The sequence below is a fragment of the Acinetobacter sp. PFS20 genome, from assembly GCF_052261015.1.
Classification (GTDB): domain Bacteria; phylum Pseudomonadota; class Gammaproteobacteria; order Pseudomonadales; family Moraxellaceae; genus Acinetobacter.
In genome coordinates this window covers 3,307,470-3,328,297 of sequence record NZ_JBPVZE010000001.1, presented here as the reverse complement: position 1 = coordinate 3,328,297, position 20,828 = coordinate 3,307,470, and the positions used below count along the sequence as shown (strand labels likewise).

Sequence of the window (20,828 nt, the reverse complement as noted above, 5' to 3'; positions counted from 1 at the left end):
AACAAGTTGAATCATATATTTAGGTTTTGTAAATATTGTTTTTTGTATCCATAGGGCAAGTTTAGGTAACTTTGTTTTATCGATTGGAAATAAAAATAATAACGTGAACATGCATTTTATTTATTTTTATGTATTATGATGAAAAGTAGATAAAAAAATAAGCTTTAAAAAAGCAGTCAAATAAAAATGATTGTAAGAATAAGGGTTAAATTTTTTATATCTATTAATTCGACAATTTAGTTTAAAAGGTTTTGGCCATGAAAAAGACTTTTTTTTATTTATCAGCAGTTGTTGCGGGAGTATTTTCTCTCAATGCAGCACATGCAGCTACAGCAACAGGTACATTAACTGTTAAGGCAACCGTAACGAATAGTTGTGTCTTAAATACCTCTGCAACCGGAACGACAACAAATGCAGTTTTAGACTTCGGTACTTTAAGTTCACTGGCTAGTAATGTCGATGCTGATACCACCACGACAGGTGGTACCTCAATTAAAGTCCTTTGTAATAATACTGTGCCATGGACTCTGTCATTTGATGGTGGTCAAAATGTTTTATCAACCCAACGACGTATGATCGGTGGAGCCACTAGCGATGAATATATTCCTTACAACCTTTTCTCAGACACAGGACGTGCCACTGCAATAGGTATTGCAACCACTGCCTACAGTGGGACTGCGACTGGTAATGTTCAGACAGTGAACGTCTATGGCCGTATTCCTGCTGGTACAACTTTGCCAAGCGCAGGTAGTTATGTTGATAGTGTAACTGTAACAGTAACTTATTAATTTGTATGAATTAAAAATACATTAGCCCTTTTAAAAGGGCTAATACATTAAAAAGTCATATTTGAGCAAATTATGAAAAAAAATATTTTTATTATTACGGGATTATTCTTATCTTTATCTAGCTCTATTAACGCCGCGACAATCCGTCTTTCGCCTGTGAATGTAGAAATATTAAGTAATCAAAATGCAGCTTCAATTAGTTTATATAACCAGTCAAATGAAAGTACTGATTTGCAGATTCGCGTATTTGAATGGACTCAAAAAAATGGACAAGATCAGTTAACACCTACAGATGAGATTGCCATTAGTCCACCATTTTTAAAATTACAGTCTAATGATTCTTATAACTTACGTGTAGTCAGAATTAATCCAGCACCTGTTTCTGGTGAAAAAACTTATCGTATTATTATCGATGAGCTACCAAAACCAGTTGATAGCCGTAAAGCCGCTCAGGGCGTAAATGTATTACTTCGCTCATCATTACCCGTATTTGTAGTCAATAAAGATGCCATTACCAAATTGAATTGGAAGATTGATACAAATCAGGAAGCACCTTCCTTAAATATTAGTAATATTGGAAACCGGCATGCACTTTTAAATAATTTAATGCTTGTTGATACAACAGCGAATAAAAGTTACCCCATTAAAGTAAATACCGTAAATGGTTATATCCTTGCGGAGCAATCGCGAAGTTACTCGATTAGTAACTTTACCTATCAACCAAATCATAAATACAGCGTATCTCTAACAGTTAATGGTAAGAAAACCACACTTTAAGAGGCTTATATGAAATACATTATAGGTGTCTTATGTGTTACGTATTTTCCTGCATATTCTTTTGCCGAACAGTTACAAGATCATACGAATACTGCAGTTCCCAGTGTTCCTAAATCTGTTGGTAGTAATAATAAATATACACAATTAGAGACGAATGAGCAGGGTCAAGATGTTAATTTCATTAAATTATTTTTAAATGTTTCTATTAATTCTAATGCCTCTGAAGACTTAGTTGCTGCGAAGCAATCTAAGGATGGAAAACTATATATTCGTTCAGGTGCCTTAAAAACTTTAAGAGTGAAAATGGATGAGTACATTCCTGATAGCCAATGGGTATGTATTGATGAACTAAAAGGAATCAGATTTAAATATTTAGAGAATGAACAGGCTCTCAATTTACAAGTTCCTTCCAACATGTTGACGGGTTACTCAGTCGATTTAAGCGGCCAGCAGGCTACTAGCCCACATTTGCTGAAAATGAAGCCCTTAAACGCGGCTATTCTGAACTATAGTTTATATAACACCGTAACCAATGATGAGAATGTTTTCTCAGGTTCGGCAGAAGGGATCTTTAACAGCGCAATTGGTAACTTTTCTTCAGGTGTTTTATACAACGGTAGTAATGAAAATAGTTATAGCCATGAAAAATGGGTGCGACTAGAAAGTAAGTGGCAATATGTAGATCCTGAAAAAGTCAGGATATATACCTTAGGAGACTTTATTTCCAATAGTTCTGACTGGGGTAGCAGTGTACGTTTGGCCGGTTTCCAGTGGTCGAGTGCTTATACTCAACGAGGTGATATTGTCACTTCAGCATTCCCACAATTTTCTGGCTCAGCAGCACTTCCTTCAACACTAGATTTATACGTTAACCAACAAAAGATTTATTCAGGCCTTGTGCCATCAGGTCCATTTGACATTAAACAGCTCCCGTTTATTTCAGGTAATGAAGTCACACTTGTGACTACCGATGCAACGGGTCAGCAGAGCATTACCAAACAGGCTTACTATTTTTCATCCAAAATTTTGGTAAAAGGTATTAACGAATTCTCAGTAGATGTCGGTGTTCCACGCTATAACTACGGATTGTTTTCCAACGATTATGATGATGCCACTTTTGCTTCGGGTGCGATTCGATATGGCTACAGCAATTCGCTGACCTTAAGCGGTGGTGCAGAGGCTTCAACAGATGGGCTATCAAATCTAGGCACTGGTTTTGCCAAGAATCTGTTTGGTTTTGGGGTGATTAATGCTGATATTGCAGCGAGTCAGTATAAAGATGAAAACGGTTATTCTGCTCTAGTGGGTTTAGAAGGACGTATTAGCAAGAACATTTCGTTTAATACCAGCTACCGCAAAGTGTTTGATAATTACTTTGACCTTGCCCGTGTGTCTCAAATTCGATATTTAAAAGATAACCAATCCGATGATGAACCAAAAAATTATTTAAGCTACAGTGCATTGGCAGATGAGATTTTTAGGGCAGGCATTAACTATAATTTTTACGCAGGCTATGGTGCTTATCTGGGCTATAACCAGATCAAATATAGTGACAACTCTAATAAATTAGTGTCTGCCAATTTAAGCGGAAGCCTGAACAAAAACTGGGGCTTTTATGCGTCAGCGTATAAAGATTATGAACACCAAAAAGACTATGGCATTTACTTTGCGCTGCGTTACACACCATCTACCCGAATCAATGCGATTACAAGTGTATCTAATGATGGTGGCAGGCTGAGTTACCGTCAAGAAATATTCGGCTTATCAGAACCACAAATCGGTTCATTTGGATGGGGAGGTTATGTTGAGCGCGATCAGGATGCGAATCAAAACAATGCATCGGTCTATGCTTCTTACCGTGCTCGTGCAGCTTACCTAACTGGTCGATACAACCGAATTGGGGATAACGACCAAGTTGCACTTTCAGCGACAGGATCATTGGTTGCGGCAGCAGGGCGAATTTTTGCGGCTAATGAAATTGGTGATGGCTATGCAGTTGTGACCAATGCTGGGCCGAAGAGTCAGATTATAAATGGCGGGGTAAATTTAGGCGTAACCGATAATTCTGGAAGATTTCTGATTCCAAGCCTCATGCCATATAAGGAAAACCATATTTATTTAGATCCATCGTATCTACCTTTGAATTGGAGCGTGAAGTCTACAGATCAGAAAACAGTAGTGGGTTATCGCCAAGGTGGTCTTATTGACTTTGGTGCTCATCAGGTCATTTCTGGATTAGTCAAACTTGTTGATGCAAACAATTCACCGTTATTACCAGGTTATACGGTTCATATTAATGGTCAGCAAGATGGTGTAGTTGGCTACGACGGTGAAGTATTTATTCCAAACCTATTAAAGCAAAATAAACTTGAAGTCGATCTTTTGGATCATGGCTCATGCCAAGTTGACTTCACATATAACAGTAATCAGTACTCAACTAAGAAATTGGGACCTTATATATGTCATTAAATATTATGAATAAGGCTCAAATAGAGAGCTATAAGAAATTTTCATTGTCTTTAAAATACTTTATAGGCATTTGCTTATTTTATCTCGTTTATGCTTTTTTTAGTCCAGCACATGCTGCTTGTACAGTAAGCGGAACTACTAATAGTACTTTTACCTACACTGCAGCAAATATTAATAGTGATGCAACTGTAAACCTTTCAGGCACAATTACTTGCACGAATTTAGGACTTCCCCAGATTTCTAATTTCATGTGTATGAAAACCGTATTTACGGGAACCACAAATGCAATTAACAATGTTTCATTACCTTACACGGTAACCGGAATTGTAGGTGGAGCGGGGTCTTCTACCAATAATCTAACCTCTAATGTGTGGTATGGACCAGTAGCAACAATCGCATCAAATAATATTGTGAGTTACTCAGTAAATGTGAAAGTACCAGCTCGAACGGGATCACTCATTGCCTATCCTAAAGGAACATATACGGCTTCGGTTCGGTTGTATTGGGATATGGATCTTTTGGGTTTGTCATGTGGTGATTTACTTGGTGGCTGGGATTCAGGCGATACACTGCTAACAGCAAATTTTGTGGTTCCAAGTCTGTGCCAATTAAACTCGACCTCGACTGTAGATTTCGGCAATATAAATGATATTAGCCTAACCAAGCGTGATTACACAGCACAAGGAGCTGTAAATTCGACTTGTAATTATGGAACGCCATATAGCATTTATTTAGGAGATGGAAACAATCGTATAGCGGGTGGATTTAGACGTATGATTAATAGCAATAATGAATTTATTCCCTACCAGTTATATAAAGACTCCAACTATAGTACGGTTTGGGATGCTACAGGAGGCGTGACTAATGTTGGAGGGGCGGGTGGAGTGTCTGGCACAGGAACAGGTAGCGCTCAAACTACGCCAGTCTATGGAAAAATTCCGCAAGGTACTTCCATTGCAAGTACACCAGGCACTTATTCTGATAGTGTTGTTGTTACGGTGACTTATTAATTTATCAAATATACGCGGTTCTATTTTAGTCGCATGGTTCCGCGTAATTTCAATTATATTCATTAAAAATGGCTAAACATAAAATGATATAAATCAATTAATTTTGGCATTTTAAAACTTATTCGTCATTAAAAATGGTTTGATTTAAAAATACATTCTGTATATTTATTGATTAGTTCTAAAAAAGAACTAGTTGGCTAAATAGGCAATTAAAATAAAGGTGAACTAATGTCGGATATTATTTTGCATCAATGGGAAATTTCCCCATTTTGTCAGAAAGTTTCAAGAATTTTGAAATTTAAAGGAATCTCATTTGAAACAGTGAACTATAACGGCATTCTGGGGGCTAAAGTTCCTTTACTCAGTAAAGTGGGCAAGGTACCTGTAATTGACCATAATGGACAGCGGATTCAAGACAGTACTCGAATTGCCCGCTATCTAGAAGAAACTTATCCAGATACACCACGGCTTTATCCAGAAGATCCAAGCCAAAAAGCACTTGCAGAGCTGTGGGAAGACTGGGCAGATGAATCTCTTTATTTCTTTGAAGTCTATTTACGCGTAAATGACCCAGAAGCTCTAAAAGAAGCCATTCGTATTAGCAGCGTAGGCCGCCCAGCGTATGAAAGACCAATGGTAAAAGGATTTATTTTAGCCGAGTTAAAAACACAGCTTTTCTTTCAAGGTCTAGGTCGAATGAAAGCTGAAAATGTTGAAGCAGAGTTTAGAAGACACCTCGACCGTATCGAACAAGTTTTATCGCAAAGTGAATGGCTAGTTGGAGACTCTCAGACCATTGCCGACATTGCTGTGGTCGCTCAACTTGGTGAAGTGGTACGCACAAGCAAAAAATTTAGTAAAGAAATTTTGGATCGTCCGTTTATTGCTTTATGGTATAAAAAACAAACAGGGTGAAATGACCATGACATTAGCAACACCAGATAAAAAATTAGATTGTGCAGTTGTCATTGGCGTTGGGGCATTACAAGGTATTGGCGCAGCAGTCTGCCATCGCTTTGCAAAAGAAGGTTTAAAAGTTTATGTCGCTGGGCGTACTTTCCAGAAAATTGAAGCAGTGGCTGCCGAAATTCATTCGAAAGGTGGAGACGCAGTTGCATTTCGCCTAGATGCAGAGGATATAAAACAAGTACAAGCTTTGTTTGACACAATCACTAGTCAAAATGAGCGTATTACTGCTGTCATTCATAATGTGGGGGGAAATATTCCCTCAATCTTTTTAAGAAGTCCACTGTCATTTTTTACGCAAATGTGGCAATCCACTTTTTTATCAGCTTATTTAGTTTCTCAAAGCTGTCTGAAAATCTTTAAAGATCAAAACCACGGTACGCTTATTTTTACAGGTGCGAGCGCTTCTTTGCGAGGGAAACCTTTTTTCGCAGCTTTTACCATGGGTAAATCAGCTTTGCGGGCTTATGCACTCAATCTAGCTCAAATTTATAAATCACAAGGCATACATATTGCTCATGTGATTATTGATGGAATGGTCGATGGCGATAGGGTAAATAAAGCATTATTTGGTCTGGGGCGGTTAGCCCGACTTACACGTGGCACAGGTGGCCTCAATATTGATGCCATTGCAGAAAACTATTGGATGCTTTACCAACAAACGCCGAAGCTTTGGACACATGAACTCGATTTACGCCCTTACCAAGAAAAATTTTGAGAGAGACGAAAATGCTAAAAAAAATATGTCAGAGATTTCAAAAAAAGCAGGGCTGTGTTGTCGTTGCTGGTCATGATTTACATCTAATCGAGCGTGATTTTGTAGTTCTAGATAAAAACGCACAATTTCCATTACACCTTTATCAAGTTGTGCATGATTCAGCTGTGCAAAAAATCCAAGTTCACTCCATCAACGATGGCGTAACAGCAGTTCATTTGAACTTAGTAAATGCAGATCATTTAAAAAGCTTGGTGCGTTATATTTCCAATCAAAGACATACAATTGAACTCTGTGTGTTTCAGCCGAATTTTTCATCTTCGCCCAATATTGAGGCTTTATCTTTAGAAGAGATTGAACACAATTGGCAGACCACAGGTTTAAGTGCGGTGAGTGTGGCGCAAGCTGTGATTAAGCCGATGTTAAAGCAGCAGCGGGGCACTGTTATTTTTCTTGGCGCACTATTTAACAACTCGACTTATTATGATGTGTTAAGCCAAAGCATGTTTGCGGGTATTCGTGCTTTAGCGCAGTCATTAGCAAGAGAGTTTCATCCTAAAGGCATTCATATTAGCTATTGCATGATTGAAAAATGGGATGGACAGAACCAGCATTTCATTTCATCTGTTAAGCAAGTGTGCCAACATATCTATCAGCAGCCTAATTCGGCATGGAGCCAAGAACTCAGCCTATCTTGAAATTTTACTTTCGCATGTTGTTAAAATACAGTACTGATCTGGAATGACGACAGAACAATAATTTCGATAGGTATTTACATGACAAAAATTAAGAGTGCTCAGCCAGCTGTTAAAGTGGTTTGTACGTTGGCAGTTTTCATGTGTGTTACTTCTTTAGCGCAAGCATATCAATATGATCAAACTGCTCGTTTAATTAACGAGCGTTTATCTTATATGAAAGATGTCGCGGGTTATAAAGCAGAACAGCATTTGCCGATTGAAGATTTAACTCAAGAAAAGAAAGTTCTTGATCAATCACTTTCTGAAGCTGATTCTTTTGGCCTAAATAGTGAAACAGTTAAGCCATTTATTGTGACTCAAATGAATGTTGCCAAAGCAATTCAGTACCGATATCGCGCAGACTGGTTGTCGAGTCCAGAAACCAATTGGAAACCGCAAGATTTAGCCGAAGTACGTTTAAAAATTAGTACGCTAAATACTGAGCTTTTAAAAAATATTGCCTATGAGCTCAAGAAAAGTAATAACAAAGCACCTCATAGCTGTAGCTATATGTGGTCTGTACAGCATCCTCAACTTAAAGAGGCCGATAAAAAAGCTTTATGTATGACATTAAATAAAATTAAGTTAAGTTAAAACAATAGGTTTATAAAGCAGGGCATATAGATTGCTGATTCAATCCAGATTAAATCAGCAATCTCTTCAAGCTTAAATTTGTAGAACAGACGTCGGATGAGTGCGGAAATACTTTAAAGGATAAACGCTTTTAGCTTAAAAGCGTTTATAACTGTTTTTTCATTTATTGAGTAATCAGTAAAACAGCGAGAATAAAAAAGATACAACCACTGATTTTGTTTAATCTGGCGAAGTTATTTCCAGACAGCATTTTTTCTTTAAAAATTGAAGAAAAATTAGCGTATACCAAATGAATTAAGAAACCAATTAGGCAAAAAGTTAAAGAAAGTATTAAAAATTGGTTTATTATTTTTTCTTTTATATCAATAAATTGTGGAAATAAGGCAATAAAGAAAACAATCGTTTTCGGATTGAGAAGTGATGCGAATAATCCTTGATAGAATAATTTAGATTTACTTACCGCTTTTTCACTTGTTTCAGTGTCTAATAAATCTTGAGAAGGTGATGTTTTTACAAAGTTTTTATAACCTAGATACATTAAATAAAATGCACCAACAAATTTCAATACAGTAAAAATAGTGGGATTACTGGTAATGATTAAACCCACTCCACTTGCCGAAATGACTGCAATGACAAACATGCCAATAATTAACCCAATAATTCCAAATAGGGCTGTACGGACGCCGTAATTGATTGAGTTTGTAACTGTAAATAAAACGCCAGGGCCTGGACTAGACAGCGTAAGAAAGGCAATTGTTATGAAAACTAGTAAACCACTCACTACATATATCCTTTTAAAAATGAATTACTTAAGTTAAAAAAAGCCTTCTGATGTTCCTCAGAAGGCTTTTAGTTTTATGCGCTTGCCAATTCTTTAACTGAATCTAAAGTGGTTTTGTCTCTCACCTCAAAGGCAACAAGACCTTTCCAATTGTGGCGGTTAATTGTTTCGATAAAGTCAGAATAATTTACAGTACCTCGACCAATACTAAAGTGTTGATCTTGTTCACCATTATTATTGCTAAAAGAAATACCTTTAATTTTGTCATGGTATTTGTCTACCACAGCAACTGGGTCACCTTCACCCACATTTGCGTGTCCTGCATCTAAGAAGAAATAGACATTTTTGTGGTCAATTTTATTAAAAACATAATCGTATTCTTCCATATGGGTAAACACATAATGGAAAGGACGATAGTTTTTATAATTTGATAAATTCTCTAAATAAATATCAACTGATTTTTCAGCCGCATATTCAGCTAATTCTTTAACAGATAAAATATAGTTATCGAGAGCTTTTTGTTTAGCCAATACAATTTTCTTTGGTTCTACAATACCACCACCGTGAATAACTAAAGGTGCCCCAATTTTTGCGGCAATATCAATTTCTTTTTTAACATATACAACGGCTGCTTCTCGTAAATAATCAACATCGCTACCTAATGGTGCTTTGAAGTTACCATGGAAAATCGGTTGAATATTATATTTTTTGATTAAGCTATTTAGATTTTCGATTCGTTCAGAAGACCAGTCTGGAACCATTTCCCCATGCAAACTTCCATCCACATACCAATGGGTGCAACCATCGTTAAATGCTCTAAGAATACCTTCTTCAGCTGGCAAATACTGCTGATGGGCAATCCCAGAAGCAAAGTTAAGGTAATTATTCATTAAAGGCGAAGTCATTGTTATGTTCCTGATTTATTAATGATATTTTGGGTGTAATTATTTATTCACTCGTTACCCAGCCGACATCTTATTTTTATTTCGTCACAAAAACATTAGACTAAAGTATAATATATTTAAGAAGGGTATGTGTTTATACAGACAGATCTGTATATTGCATAATTTATCAAAATATTTAGGCTCGGCCTTTAAAATATTCTTTTTGGATTCGTTAGATATACTCAAAAATAACTGGTTTTTAATATATATAGTTACTAATTATTATTATTTAAATTTTACCGATTTTTTCTTATTAGCATTATATTACAGATTTTACTCTGTATGTTTAATAGGCTAATGAAAAATTTAATTGTTTGATGGTTCGAATTACATACATTATATAAATAATAATATTATCTAATAAAGTTGAATTACTAAATTGTAGTTTGAATTTTAATCATTATTGATTTCACTCTATAATGATTAAAATTCAAACTATCCTAAATAGAGGCTGATCTGTTATAGATTTCCTCTTTATTCAATACCAACGACAGTTGTGATGTAGCTAGTGGTTAAAAGAATAGCTAGGCCTAAAGACATTTCAAATAAAATGGCATAACCCAACTGATTTGCAAATTTTGAATATTGTAAGCGAGGGGTGAAATACCATTTGTTAAAGGCAGCTAGCAGCAAAATACCTAGAACAAAAAGTAGTTTTATAATGAACGCATGACCATACGGAGTATTGAGCAACGTATTGAAATCTTTAAGCAAAAGCAGGGCAATACTGGCACCGCAGGCAAGTAAGATTCCGACAATAACGGCTGCAATCTTTCCAAAAAGATGCATACGCTCTTTTAAAGGTAAACCCTTAATTATTTTGCTTGTTTTCCATAGCGGGTAGAGCGACCCCATCCATAAAGACATTGCCAATACATGTGTTGACAGTAAAATTTGGGCAAATAAGGGTAAATTGGTGACATGACCTAATTGAGAAAAACTGAAAACAATCGACGTTAATAGTAGCGCGAAAATTGTTCCTTCAATTTTAGAAATCTGGCTAGTTCCACTGCTTAATTTTATGAGCATCAAGAACAATAAAAGCAGAAAACCGATTGATCGAATGATATGGGCATGCCCTGTAGGGGTATTTATCAATATGTTTATGTAGTTACTATCCCACATACCTGAAAGGCCAGTATTGGCAAAACTTCCTATGAGAATGAAGAAACCAAGCGTACTTGAGACAAATCCTAACCCTGCACCGATAGTGATGTATTTGATAATAATTCTTTTAATTTCTACATAGTGTCCAAGCAAGAAATAGCAGAAAGCACCCCCAATAACAAAAGAGACGCCTAGATATAAAAAGACTTTAATTAACCATGTGGCATATATCCAAATTTCAGAAATCATATTTTTTCTCTGGTTAGGTCAACATGCAATAAAGCAAATAGCATGTTGATCATGATTTTTTATTTTTCTGGTTTATTTAATCGTGAAGTTGTATTCGCCACTCATGTTATGACCATCGGCTCCCATTGTGGTCCAGACTACGGTATATTTTCCTTTCTTCAGGTTAGGTACAGCGAATTTAAATGATTTTTTTAAATCATGACTGACTTGGTAATTTAAAGGGATATCTGTACGTTGAGCATCAAGTAACTTGACGTTCATTAACATAACTTCGCCACCAAAATTAAGCGTTATATTTTTAGGTTGGCTTACGACTACAGCATTAATGCTGGGGCTTGCGCTTTCAAGGCTGACATGTGCGAATACATTTGAAGCAGCAACAACTAGAGTCGCTCCTACTAAAACGTTTCGTAGAGCAGTCATCTTATTGTGAAAAAACTTCATGTTGTTATCCTCGTAAAACGAATATTTGATTCAGTCATGACCAAATTAAAATAAAGAACGTGCTTTATTGGTCACACGCTTTGTAGACCTATTATTCAAGATAGAGAGAAACGGGGGGATGACTTCAAAATTACATTTTTGTCATTTTTAGAATTTCAGCATGCATTAGCCCTAAAAGCTTTTTCTGTTTTGGCAATATTTTCTAGTTAGACCACTTACATACTTCAATTCAATATTTGAATGAATACGCGAAATCAGAAATAGAGTTATTTTTTAAATATAATTTTAAAAATTATTTGTCCCTCAGCGTAGCTAGCTTGAATTGTAGCGCCATGTACATCAAGAATAGATTTGGTAATTGCTAGGCCCAAACCTGTGCCTTCTTCAACTCGCTGTCTGGATGCATCGGTACGGTAAAAACGATCAAACAACCGAGAGAGTTGCTCTTGTGATAGGGGCGAGCTTTCATTTTGAATTGTGAGTACAGTTGTATCAATGTTCTGTTGGCATTTAATTTTGATGACCGAATCTGATTTTCCATATTTAATTGCATTTGATAAAAGATTGCTAAGTGCTCGGCGTAACATCGAAGGGTCACCTTCGACGTAACCTAGGCCAGTTTGTTGTAGTGTCATTCCTTTTTCAGCAGCAATCGCATCATAAAAGTCAAATAATACCGTGACTTCTTTAACTAAATTTACTTTTTGTAGGTTCGCTCTATGCAAACCATGCTCTGCTTTGGCAAGAAAGAGCATATCAGACACCATTCGGGCTAAACGTTCGAATTCTTCCAAGTTTGAAAATAAAACTTCCTGATAGGTGTTGATATCTCGACTACGAGATAGACAAACTTGAGTCTGAGTCATCAAGTTGTTAATCGGCGTTCTAATTTCGTGAGCTAGATCAGATGAAAAATCTGAGAGTTTGCCTACAGCGGTTTCTAGCCGATCTAACATGTCATTAAATGCGATAGCTAGTGATCTTAGTTCAGTTGGTGTGTTGTCGACTTCTAACCGCTCGGAAAGATGTTGAGCTGAAATGCCTTCTGCAACCTTTGCCATTTTTTGAACTGGACGGAGCCCTCGCCAAGCAGCAACCCAACCCAACAGCATTAAACAAATTGTACCGATAACCCCGATATATAAGAGCTGACGTCTAAAATCGTTTAAAAAATGTAGGTGTTCCGATGTATCAATACCGACAATAATTTGAGCTGATGGAATAGCAGTGTTTTGATCAAAAGACTTTTTATAAACTAAGCCATGATATATTTTATTTTGAACTTTCCACTCAAGCCACGGGCCATGCTTAGATTTTACTAATGTTTTGCTGTTAAGCACGGTAGGCGATGAGCTAAAAATAATTTGACCAGTTGGCCGCTCTATTTGCACGATTAAATCATGATGTCCCACTAAGGCATCTTTTAAATATACGTTTAATTCAGATGGGTTTTGATAATTCTGTTCAAGCAAGTTTTCTACAAGTTGAATTTTTCCTTCTAATTGAGTTCTATCTTGAGTTTCAAAATGATGCATGACGAGTTGGTGAATGACCAATCCCATAATCATTAAGATAAGAACAGTAGAGAAAGAGAAAATAATTGCTATACGAAAACTGATCGCATTAAACAGTTTATTCGGCATCTTCAACCTCTAAAACATAGCCCATTCCACGTATGTTCTGGATTAGCTTAGGACTGAAGTTAGTATCTATTTTATTTCTTAAGCGTTTAATAGCGACTTCTACAACATTGGTGTCACTATCAAAATTCATATCCCATATTTGAGATGCAATAAGGGCACGAGGTAAAATTTCACCACGTCTACGCATAAATAATTCCATCAGTGCAAACTCTTTGGCTGTTAAGTCAATACGTTGACCAGCTCGAGTGACACGACGTTTACGTAAATCAAGCTCAAGATCAGCAATGCTAATAATATTGCTGTCTTCTTTTTGCTGCCCACGGCGGAGTAGGCTTTTTACTCTGGCTAACAGTTCAGCAAAAGCAAAAGGTTTTACTAGATAATCATCGGCCCCTAGTTCTAAACCTTTTACTCTATCTTCAATTTGGTCACGCGCTGAGAGAAAAAGAATCGGCATGGTTTTGCCACTTTTTCTGATGTCGCTAATGATCGTCCAACCATCTAACTTCGGTAACATCACATCCAAAATAATCAAGTCATATTCTTCGGAAAGGGCTTGATGTTTACCTGTTAATCCATCAGTAACCCAATCGGTAATATATCCAGCTTCAGATAGGCCTTGTTTAAGGTAATCACCTGTTTTTATTTCATCTTCAACCAATAAGATTCTCATTTATAAAAAATCTCATATCATTCATTTAGAACATAATAACGTTATAAAGACATGATTCGGTGTAGATTACAAAAATGTCATTTTCAGGTCACGTAGATGTTCGTTTGAAGCCTATATGGTATTTATATAAAGTTAATTTTGGACCCAGAAATGAAAGCTCTATTTCGTCGTAGTTTAACAACGCTTATGTGTGTTGGCACTTTAATCGCTGGAACTCAGTCTTGGGCAGGTGATACTAAGCAAACAGTGGCTGCGAATGCGGAAATTAAGGCAAACGCTAAAGTTCAAGAAAAATGCTCAAAACCTTGTAGCATGAACAATGATGAAAAAGGGCAACAAGACCAGATGCAGCATGAGCATGGCAACATGGCAGATATGTCTCAAATGGATCACTCTAAAATGGGCGAAATGGATCATTCTAAAATGATGAACATGTCGAATAAATAAAAGAGTGAAGAGCACTGTTTTAGTAAGTATGCTTAAACAGTGTTCTTTGCGGAACCAATAAGAGATTAAGTTAAGAAAGCAGTAAAACTCTTGCATTTGAAACTTAAGTCTTCATCTTCCACTTGTCTGATTTCATAATTAACATTATCCCACTGATTTTTATGCTTTTCGATAATTAAAGAAGGGAATTGTTGAGAATTATTTCTAAAACTATCATTGAGACTTAAATCTGAAATATGGTTAAAGCATACAGTGAATTTTGGGGCTGAAGGATCATGTAGATCTTTAGATAGAATCAAAACAAGGTTGTAGCAATTCATTATAGGATCATGTTCTAGCTTGAATGTATCTACATGATCAAAATTAAAAAAATTCCCATTCATTTCGTCTAGGTCTAACATAATTATCCTTATTTTAAAGTAGTTGATGAAATATATTATTAAGTAGTGGTTCATATTAACTAAAGATGAGCTAATAATGAGTTTTTTAATAAATAATTAAATACTCTAATCTAATGAAAAACAATAATTATTTAACCGTTTTCTAGCCAATATCACATTGACACCCAAAACCGCTCCGATTATTCTTTGCCTGCTGGCCACATTGCCAGTCGGCTTTGACAGGCTGTATACCCAAAGCACACGAAAAAGTCTTTCTTTTTTGTGGGCATCCCTGCGTGCCCCCTCTGCGGCGGAACGGGAGGGGGACACCCTCGGGTGTGCTGATCTTTTGGGTATCAGTCTGTCAACCCTCTCTCGTTTCGCCACCATTATTTGACAGTAGTGTGGTGAAGCTTCTTTATTACCCAAAGGAGTTCGCTCATGCGTACTATTTCTTCTTTATTGGTCTTTGCCAAAATTTCTTTATTCATATCATTTAAACGGTCTTTAAAAAAGGTTTAATCGACTATAGGTTTTAACCTTTAAATCAATTACGACTAAAAATCATAGCAACAATAAACCTGAGATAGGCGAGCACACCTTTTTTGTGCCGTTTTTGCATGCCTGTATTTAGCACTCATTTTAAGAGTGACGGCATTGTTATCTCTTTTTATAAACAACAAAAAATTATTTTAAATAGTACAAATATGCCAAATTTAGAATCTTCATTTAGAGCATTGCGCGTGCTCCACGCTGCAAAAGATTTATTTAATCAACATGGGTTTTACATCGGAATTGACCAAATTGTTGAGGAAGCCAAAATTCCCAAAGCCACTTTTTATAATTACTTTCACTCCAAAGAAAGGCTCATTCAGATGAGCTTAACTTTTCAAATAGATGCATTAAAAGACGAGGTGTTTTCAATTGTTCATTCGTACCAAGAACTTATGGTGTTCGATAAACTAAAGAAAATCTATTCCTTACATGCGAACTTAGATGGCTTTTATAGGTTGCCATTTAAAGCCATTTTTGAAATTGAAAAGGTTTATCCAACGGCTTATAAACTCGTGATTGATTATCGAAATTGGTTCATTAAAGAAATTTATAAGCTGATTTTAACTATAAAAGTTACCGCTACACTTGAAGACGCCTACATGTTTTTATTTGTGATTGATGGGGCAATGGTTCAACTTTTAAGTGAAGATAAGATCGATGAAAGAGATAAGTTATTAGAATATTTTATGTCGATGCTTGCTTAAATTGGCGAAAACTTTAATGCTTAAAGAAAAGCCCTCTGGTGAGGGCTTTTTGTTCAATTTAATTGGGCTTTAAAAGTCAAAAGAGGTTTGTAGATAGAAAGTACGTGGCAGTCCAACATACTTACCTCCAGTAGAGTCTGTTGAGCGCGTAAAATATTGCTTATCAAAAACGTTTTTGATTCCGCCAGCAATTTTTAAACCTTTAACTTGTGAACTTAAGTCATAAGAGGTACGTAATGCAAAAGTGGTATAACCCGGAATATCTCCATATTTACCATCAGCAGTTTCTTCTGTTTGATAGACATTACTATCAGGAAGATCTGGTGAATGCTGCTTAGATTGTGCAAACATGTCAGCATTTAACGACCATTTATCCACGGTATAACCTAAGCCAACATTACCGACATGGCGCGAGTAAAACGGTAGATCTTTATCTTTAAATTGACCTGCTTCGGCGACTGCTTTGGTGAAAGTATAGTTCCCATATACTTTTAAGCCTTCTAATGCATCTGTTAATTGACCAAAATCATAACTAATACCAGTTTCAATACCTTTATGGCTGGTTGCCCCTAAGTCTGTCCAGATTCCGTTATTACCAGCATCACGTACCAGAGAAAGCTCTTTATCAAAGTCTAGATAGAACACAGTAAATTCGGCATTTAAACCATTACCTAGATATTTGGTGCCGATTTCATAGTTATTCGATTTTTCAGGGTGTAAACCTTCGGTTGTAGCCGTTGCGGTTGTTCCTTCAAGACGTGCTAATTGGCTGTATTGCTGTGGACCAAAAGATACACCAGCGTTTGCAAATATATTCCAATTTTCATTTGCCGAGTACATCACAGATAAACTTGGCAAAAATTCGTCTGAATCAATTTTTGGATGAACTGTATTCGCTATCCCATTTTTGTCATAGCCAGTAAAGCTATTATGGGTTTCAATTGATTCGAATCGTACGCCCGGTGTGATTGTCCAGCGGCCGAGTTCCATACGGTTGTCGATATATACTGCATGCGCTTTAGTACCACCTTCGCTGCTACTACGTGGAGCAAAATCTGGAGCTGATGAATCTGCTGCATAAGATGCAGTACGGCCAGCAAACTCAGAACTTTCTTCTTTTAAATAGCGGTAGCCAACTGTCAATTCATTTTGAGTATTACCAAGTTCATAAATACGAGAGTAACGCGGTTCAATCGCATAGACTTTGTAATCGCGTGGAGCAGAGTCGAGGCGCTTGTCACCACTCGCTAACACGGTCTCAAGATTACTTGTGCGGAAAGAGTCGATGTAGTAACTCAGAACTTCGAAGTTATTTTTTTCATCTTTATGGTTGTAACGTAAAGAGACATCAGTACGTCGACCTGCAAAATAGTTTTTTTCACCAGAAGATTGATAAGGTTTTTCCGCGTATTGGGCTTGAGTTAAACCCTCTGGCATTTCGCCTCGACCTTCATAATGATGAAGATTTAAAGCGACCGAGTCTTTATCATTAAATTGATAAGCAGACTTTAACATTACATCATCGATATCAATCTTATTATTTGCTTCTCGATAATTGTTTCCTTTAGTCCCTGAATATAACAGGGCAAGGCCTAATCCGTTGTCTAAAGTTCCCCCTACAAATAGATTAGGGCTCAGTTTTACTTGGTCCGTGCCAGATGCATATTCTGAAGTTAGGCTAACAGTTCCACTAAAATCTTGAGGAATTGATCGGGTCGCAAAGTTAATAATTCCGCCGACGTTTTGAGGCCCAAAACGAACAGATCCAGCACCACGCACTACGTCGACTGACTCAATATTACCAATTGAAACAGGTGCTAAAGATAACTGTGGTTGACCATAAGGTGCAAATGAAAGTGGAACACCATCAACAAGAACAGTTGAGCGAGGTGATAGGCGAGATGCTAAACCACGAACCCCAATATTGAGAGACACATCACTACCACCTGTTCCACTACTATCTTGAGCTTGAACTCCAGGAATTTGTTTTAGAGCTTCTCGAATTGAGGTTGCAGCAGTTTCATCTAAACGTTTGCGGTCAACAATAGTTCGAGCGCCAGCATGCTTGTGAACAGTTTCAGCATTTGCTTCTTCTAACCAGTTACCTTGTGCCTTAATGGTAATGGTCGGTAATGCACTAGTAGCTGTATCTTCAGCATGTGCAGGAAGTGCTAAATAAGTACAAGCCAGTCCGATTGCATAGCTCAGTGTAGAAACTTTGAACTTAAAATTTGGGAGTGAAAGAGAAGATGAGCGTTCCATGTTGATGTATCGAAATCCTAAACGATAATTATAATCATTATAGCGAAAAAGTAACAAAATTTTATAAATTGGTTTATGTTTTTTTCTCAGAATTTTAAACAATTTCTAAAATAAATTGGTGTTAAGAGCAGAAGTATAGAATAAAGCTCCTAAACCTGAACTTTATGTTGTTCGATGATTTCAACTAACTTTTCACAGGACTGATTTACCTTTGATATGGGCGATGTTGCAACCCCTAGCATTAAACCTGAAACAGCATTTTGAGCGTCTTGATACCAAAGCGATAATGGAGAGGGAGCCAGATTGAAAGCTAATGCTTCATTAGCAATTTTTTGATCAGATAACGAGGACGGTAAATTAATAAGAACTGATAAGCCCGCCGTATATGTTTGAAGATTAAAGCTTTTTAAGCACTTTATTAATTCATCACGCTGAGCGTTATAAGTTCTCTTTGTTCGTCTTAAATGTCTTAAAAAATGTCCCTCATGCATAAACTCTTGAATTGAATGTTGTAATGATGGAGACGGAGCTGGTGCTAATGTTGCTGTCGTTTCTGCAAAATGATTAATCATGTGAAAAGGCACTACTGCAAATCCGATTCGCAATTTGGGGCTGATCGTTTTGCTAAAGCTTCCCAAATGAATCACTCTTCCAGCAGTATCTAATGAAAATAGGGCAGGTGCTGCTCGACCATCTAATTGTAATTCTCCTAAATAATCATCTTCAATAATCCAGCTTTCATTCTGGTTAGCCCAATCAAGTAACTTTAATCGTTTAGCCAAAGAAAGAGACATTCCTAAAGGTGCTTGCTGTCCTGGCGTGACTAATGCAAGGGAAGCATCGGGTACATTTTTCATTGCAAACTCTACATCTATCCCATCTTTATCAACAGGGATTGGACATATTTGCATTCTTCCAACTTCAAGCGCATGTTTAGAAAAAGGGAAACCCGGATCTTCAACCCATGCCTTTTTCCCACCTAATCCTAAAACATGTAGTGTAAGACCTAGCCCACCAGAGAAACCAGAAGTAATAAATACTTGGTCAGGAGTACATTGAATTCCTCTTGATAAGGCTAAATAAGCAGCAATTTCTCGGCGAAGACTATATTCACCCCGAGGGTCAGGGTAACTTGGCCACCCACTTGACTCATTACGTACAGAACTTGATCTAATTTTTGAAAATAACTTTGCAGGAAAGATTTCTTTTGAGGGAACACCTAATTGGAAAATGCCATGTATAGATGTCATATCTAAATACATCTGTGTAAACGAACTATTTTTATGACCTTCTTGAGTAGAGATTGGTTTAACTGCTTGGTAGGCAACCCGTGTACCTTGCGATCTAGACGCAATGATAAATTGAGCATCGGCAAGCCTTTCATATGCAACTTTTACAGTACCTCTAGAAACACCGAGTTGACTGGCTAAAACGATCCATGAGGGTAAACGATCACCGAGTTGTAGCGTTCCAGAAATAATGGCTTGTTCAATTTCAAGGCGTATTTGTTCTGCTAATGGTATTTTTAATTTGCGATCTAAATTAATTTTGAGCTGCTGGTACATTCGTGGTACAGCCTTTTAATGCATTTTTGGTTCATGAATTTATACTACGGATCTATAAAATAAAAACAACTCCCTATCTTTATGTAGGTTTAATTTGAATGGAAATGATCAAAAAAAGATTCTTTTTAGGTTTAGGTCTAATGTTTGCATGTATTGCACCCTCTATGGCACATGAGCCAGTGGAAAAAGTTAAACCTAATTTTGAACACGCAATTCCGAATATACCGGGTAAGTCGCTTATTGCATTAGAAGTCGATTATCCACCTGGTGGTGCTTCTATTCCTCATACCCATGCGAAATCATCTTTTATATATGCCTATGTAGTTGAGGGAAGTATTGAGTCTAAAGTGAATAATGAGAAGTCAAAAATTTATCAGGTAGGTCAAAGCTGGTTTGAAGAGCCAGGAGCAGTTCATTCTATTAGTCGTAATGTGAGTAAGACCAAACCAGCAAAGTTATTGGCAGTATTTGTTGTAGATACTGATGATAAAGAATTAGTTACCCCAGTAAAATAATTGAAAGTAAATAGGTGTTTATTATGGCCCAACGTATTGATTATAATCAGGTCGCTCCAGCAGGCGTTAAAGCTCTAGGTGGTGTCTATAGCTATGTAGTGCAAAGCGGTTTACCAACAGAGTTAGTAGAATTGGTTTATCTACGTATATCGCAAATTAATAATTGCGCATATTGTTTGGACATGCATACGAGAGACTTAATCAAGAAAGGTGTTGCCATCGAGAAACTAGCTTTAGTTCAGGCTTGGCAAGAAGGTGATCATCTATTTGATGAACGGGAGCGAGCAGCTTTAGCTTGGGCTGAGTCAGTAACCAAAGTCTCTACTACAGGAGTACCTGATGATGTTTACCAACTTGCTCATTCTGTATTTGATGAAAAAGAACTAGTTGATTTGACGATAGCCATTAGCTTGATGAACGCATATAACCGTATGGCAATTAGTTTTAGAAATACTCCACAAGCTGCTAAGTAATATTCAAAAGCCCTCTCGCGAGGGCTTTTA

21 protein-coding genes are annotated in these 20,828 nt (G+C 36.9%); 12 read left to right on the top strand and 9 right to left on the bottom strand.

Annotation, left to right across the window (positions count from 1 at the left end; translation table 11 throughout):
• Positions 1 to 257: 257 nt before the first annotated feature.
• From ACS125_RS15780 to ACS125_RS15745, 8 genes are all read left to right on the top strand, one after another.
• Complete coding sequence (locus ACS125_RS15780; RefSeq protein WP_004791615.1) at positions 258 to 788, top strand: Csu type fimbrial protein; 531 nt, start codon at positions 258 to 260, stop codon at positions 786 to 788.
• A 72-nt stretch (positions 789 to 860) separates the two neighbouring features.
• A complete protein-coding gene (locus ACS125_RS15775; protein WP_151963091.1) occupies positions 861 to 1,565 on the top strand; it encodes a fimbrial biogenesis chaperone in 705 nt (234 codons plus the stop codon).
• Between the two features lie 9 nt (positions 1,566 to 1,574).
• Positions 1,575 to 4,034 (top strand): fimbria/pilus outer membrane usher protein, encoded by a 2,460-nt coding sequence (locus ACS125_RS15770; RefSeq protein WP_443273232.1) that lies wholly within the window; start codon positions 1,575 to 1,577, stop codon positions 4,032 to 4,034.
• Positions 4,025 to 5,044, top strand: coding sequence for a Csu type fimbrial protein (locus ACS125_RS15765; protein ID WP_151963089.1), 1,020 nt, complete (start codon positions 4,025 to 4,027; stop codon positions 5,042 to 5,044). Before ACS125_RS15770 ends, ACS125_RS15765 begins: the two co-directional genes overlap by 10 nt.
• A 228-nt stretch (positions 5,045 to 5,272) precedes the next feature.
• Positions 5,273 to 5,959, top strand: a complete 687-nt coding sequence (locus ACS125_RS15760) for a glutathione S-transferase (RefSeq protein WP_443273229.1) — start codon at positions 5,273 to 5,275, stop codon at positions 5,957 to 5,959.
• Between the two features lie 7 nt (positions 5,960 to 5,966).
• Positions 5,967 to 6,728, top strand: coding sequence for an SDR family NAD(P)-dependent oxidoreductase (locus ACS125_RS15755; RefSeq protein ID WP_111854591.1), 762 nt, complete (start codon positions 5,967 to 5,969; stop codon positions 6,726 to 6,728).
• Between the two features lie 11 nt (positions 6,729 to 6,739).
• Positions 6,740 to 7,423, top strand: coding sequence for an SDR family NAD(P)-dependent oxidoreductase (locus ACS125_RS15750; protein ID WP_443273227.1), 684 nt, complete (start codon positions 6,740 to 6,742; stop codon positions 7,421 to 7,423).
• A 78-nt stretch (positions 7,424 to 7,501) separates the two neighbouring features.
• Positions 7,502 to 8,056: a chorismate mutase gene (locus ACS125_RS15745; protein ID WP_443273225.1), complete on the top strand. Its 555-nt coding sequence runs from the start codon at positions 7,502 to 7,504 to the stop codon at positions 8,054 to 8,056.
• 163 nt (positions 8,057 to 8,219) lie between these two features.
• Here the strand turns inward: ACS125_RS15745 and ACS125_RS15740 are convergent, their stop codons facing one another.
• The 6 genes from ACS125_RS15740 to ACS125_RS15715 all read right to left on the bottom strand — a co-directional run bounded on the left by ACS125_RS15740 (position 8,220) and on the right by ACS125_RS15715 (position 13,897).
• Positions 8,220 to 8,837, bottom strand: coding sequence for a LysE family translocator (locus ACS125_RS15740; RefSeq protein WP_016137774.1), 618 nt, complete (start codon positions 8,835 to 8,837; stop codon positions 8,220 to 8,222).
• A 74-nt stretch (positions 8,838 to 8,911) separates the two neighbouring features.
• Entirely contained in the window at positions 8,912 to 9,742 is an 831-nt protein-coding gene (locus tag ACS125_RS15735; RefSeq protein WP_443273222.1) for a sugar phosphate isomerase/epimerase family protein, read from the bottom strand.
• A 513-nt stretch (positions 9,743 to 10,255) separates the two neighbouring features.
• A complete protein-coding gene (locus ACS125_RS15730) occupies positions 10,256 to 11,137 on the bottom strand; it encodes a copper resistance D family protein (protein ID WP_443273220.1) in 882 nt (293 codons plus the stop codon).
• A gap of 72 nt (positions 11,138 to 11,209) precedes the next feature.
• Positions 11,210 to 11,581 carry a copper resistance CopC family protein gene (locus ACS125_RS15725; protein WP_174730863.1) on the bottom strand — a complete coding sequence of 124 codons (372 nt, stop codon included), beginning with the start codon at positions 11,579 to 11,581 and terminating at the stop codon, positions 11,210 to 11,212.
• A gap of 266 nt (positions 11,582 to 11,847) precedes the next feature.
• The gene (locus tag ACS125_RS15720) at positions 11,848 to 13,224 is read right to left on the bottom strand and encodes a heavy metal sensor histidine kinase (RefSeq protein ID WP_443273218.1); all 1,377 of its coding nucleotides are present in this window, start codon (positions 13,222 to 13,224) and stop codon (positions 11,848 to 11,850) included.
• Positions 13,214 to 13,897, bottom strand: a complete 684-nt coding sequence (locus ACS125_RS15715) for a heavy metal response regulator transcription factor (RefSeq protein ID WP_443273216.1) — start codon at positions 13,895 to 13,897, stop codon at positions 13,214 to 13,216. Before ACS125_RS15715 ends, ACS125_RS15720 begins: the two co-directional genes overlap by 11 nt.
• Before the next feature lie 150 nt (positions 13,898 to 14,047).
• Between ACS125_RS15715 and ACS125_RS15710 the strand changes: the two genes are divergently transcribed.
• Positions 14,048 to 14,344, top strand: a complete 297-nt coding sequence (locus ACS125_RS15710; protein WP_443273214.1) for a hypothetical protein — start codon at positions 14,048 to 14,050, stop codon at positions 14,342 to 14,344.
• Between the two features lie 65 nt (positions 14,345 to 14,409).
• On the opposite strand, the gene ACS125_RS15705 is transcribed toward ACS125_RS15710, so the two are convergent.
• Complete coding sequence (locus tag ACS125_RS15705) at positions 14,410 to 14,745, bottom strand: hypothetical protein (protein WP_174730850.1); 336 nt, start codon at positions 14,743 to 14,745, stop codon at positions 14,410 to 14,412.
• A gap of 686 nt (positions 14,746 to 15,431) precedes the next feature.
• On the opposite strand from ACS125_RS15705, the gene ACS125_RS15700 reads away from it, so the two are divergent.
• Positions 15,432 to 15,983 (top strand): TetR/AcrR family transcriptional regulator, encoded by a 552-nt coding sequence (locus ACS125_RS15700; RefSeq protein ID WP_443273212.1) that lies wholly within the window; start codon positions 15,432 to 15,434, stop codon positions 15,981 to 15,983.
• A 69-nt stretch (positions 15,984 to 16,052) separates the two neighbouring features.
• Here ACS125_RS15700 and ACS125_RS15695 read toward each other — a convergent pair whose 3' ends face one another.
• Both ACS125_RS15695 and pdxR read right to left on the bottom strand, forming a co-directional pair.
• Positions 16,053 to 18,245: a TonB-dependent receptor family protein gene (locus ACS125_RS15695; protein ID WP_443273210.1), complete on the bottom strand. Its 2,193-nt coding sequence runs from the start codon at positions 18,243 to 18,245 to the stop codon at positions 16,053 to 16,055.
• A gap of 149 nt (positions 18,246 to 18,394) precedes the next feature.
• Entirely contained in the window at positions 18,395 to 19,810 is a 1,416-nt protein-coding gene (gene pdxR / locus ACS125_RS15690; RefSeq protein WP_443273208.1) for a MocR-like pyridoxine biosynthesis transcription factor PdxR, read from the bottom strand.
• A gap of 98 nt (positions 19,811 to 19,908) precedes the next feature.
• Here pdxR and ACS125_RS15685 point away from each other — a divergent pair, with 98 nt between their 5' ends.
• Together ACS125_RS15685 and ACS125_RS15680 are read left to right on the top strand one after the other, a co-directional pair.
• Entirely contained in the window at positions 19,909 to 20,325 is a 417-nt protein-coding gene (locus ACS125_RS15685) for a cupin domain-containing protein (RefSeq protein ID WP_443273206.1), read from the top strand.
• Between the two features lie 23 nt (positions 20,326 to 20,348).
• Positions 20,349 to 20,798 (top strand): carboxymuconolactone decarboxylase family protein, encoded by a 450-nt coding sequence (locus ACS125_RS15680; protein WP_443273204.1) that lies wholly within the window; start codon positions 20,349 to 20,351, stop codon positions 20,796 to 20,798.
• The last annotated feature ends 30 nt before the right edge of the window (positions 20,799 to 20,828 follow it).

Coding starts and splice junctions, on each gene's coding strand:
- ACS125_RS15700 (WP_443273212.1), top strand. CDS start 15,432: ATGCCAAATTTAGAATCTTCATTTAGAGCATTGCGCGTGCTCCACGCT.
- ACS125_RS15745 (WP_443273225.1), top strand. CDS start 7,502: ATGACAAAAATTAAGAGTGCTCAGCCAGCTGTTAAAGTGGTTTGTACG.
- ACS125_RS15695 (WP_443273210.1), bottom strand. CDS start 18,245: ATGGAACGCTCATCTTCTCTTTCACTCCCAAATTTTAAGTTCAAAGTT.
- ACS125_RS15735 (WP_443273222.1), bottom strand. CDS start 9,742: ATGACTTCGCCTTTAATGAATAATTACCTTAACTTTGCTTCTGGGATT.
- ACS125_RS15685 (WP_443273206.1), top strand. CDS start 19,909: ATGGAAATGATCAAAAAAAGATTCTTTTTAGGTTTAGGTCTAATGTTT.
- ACS125_RS15680 (WP_443273204.1), top strand. CDS start 20,349: ATGGCCCAACGTATTGATTATAATCAGGTCGCTCCAGCAGGCGTTAAA.
- ACS125_RS15755 (WP_111854591.1), top strand. CDS start 5,967: ATGACATTAGCAACACCAGATAAAAAATTAGATTGTGCAGTTGTCATT.
- ACS125_RS15725 (WP_174730863.1), bottom strand. CDS start 11,581: ATGAAGTTTTTTCACAATAAGATGACTGCTCTACGAAACGTTTTAGTA.
- ACS125_RS15750 (WP_443273227.1), top strand. CDS start 6,740: ATGCTAAAAAAAATATGTCAGAGATTTCAAAAAAAGCAGGGCTGTGTT.
- ACS125_RS15720 (WP_443273218.1), bottom strand. CDS start 13,224: ATGCCGAATAAACTGTTTAATGCGATCAGTTTTCGTATAGCAATTATT.
- ACS125_RS15715 (WP_443273216.1), bottom strand. CDS start 13,897: ATGAGAATCTTATTGGTTGAAGATGAAATAAAAACAGGTGATTACCTT.
- ACS125_RS15780 (WP_004791615.1), top strand. CDS start 258: ATGAAAAAGACTTTTTTTTATTTATCAGCAGTTGTTGCGGGAGTATTT.
- ACS125_RS15705 (WP_174730850.1), bottom strand. CDS start 14,745: ATGTTAGACCTAGACGAAATGAATGGGAATTTTTTTAATTTTGATCAT.
- ACS125_RS15775 (WP_151963091.1), top strand. CDS start 861: ATGAAAAAAAATATTTTTATTATTACGGGATTATTCTTATCTTTATCT.
- ACS125_RS15710 (WP_443273214.1), top strand. CDS start 14,048: ATGAAAGCTCTATTTCGTCGTAGTTTAACAACGCTTATGTGTGTTGGC.
- ACS125_RS15760 (WP_443273229.1), top strand. CDS start 5,273: ATGTCGGATATTATTTTGCATCAATGGGAAATTTCCCCATTTTGTCAG.
- ACS125_RS15765 (WP_151963089.1), top strand. CDS start 4,025: ATGTCATTAAATATTATGAATAAGGCTCAAATAGAGAGCTATAAGAAA.
- ACS125_RS15730 (WP_443273220.1), bottom strand. CDS start 11,137: ATGATTTCTGAAATTTGGATATATGCCACATGGTTAATTAAAGTCTTT.
- ACS125_RS15770 (WP_443273232.1), top strand. CDS start 1,575: ATGAAATACATTATAGGTGTCTTATGTGTTACGTATTTTCCTGCATAT.
- pdxR (WP_443273208.1), bottom strand. CDS start 19,810: ATGTACCAGCAGCTCAAAATTAATTTAGATCGCAAATTAAAAATACCA.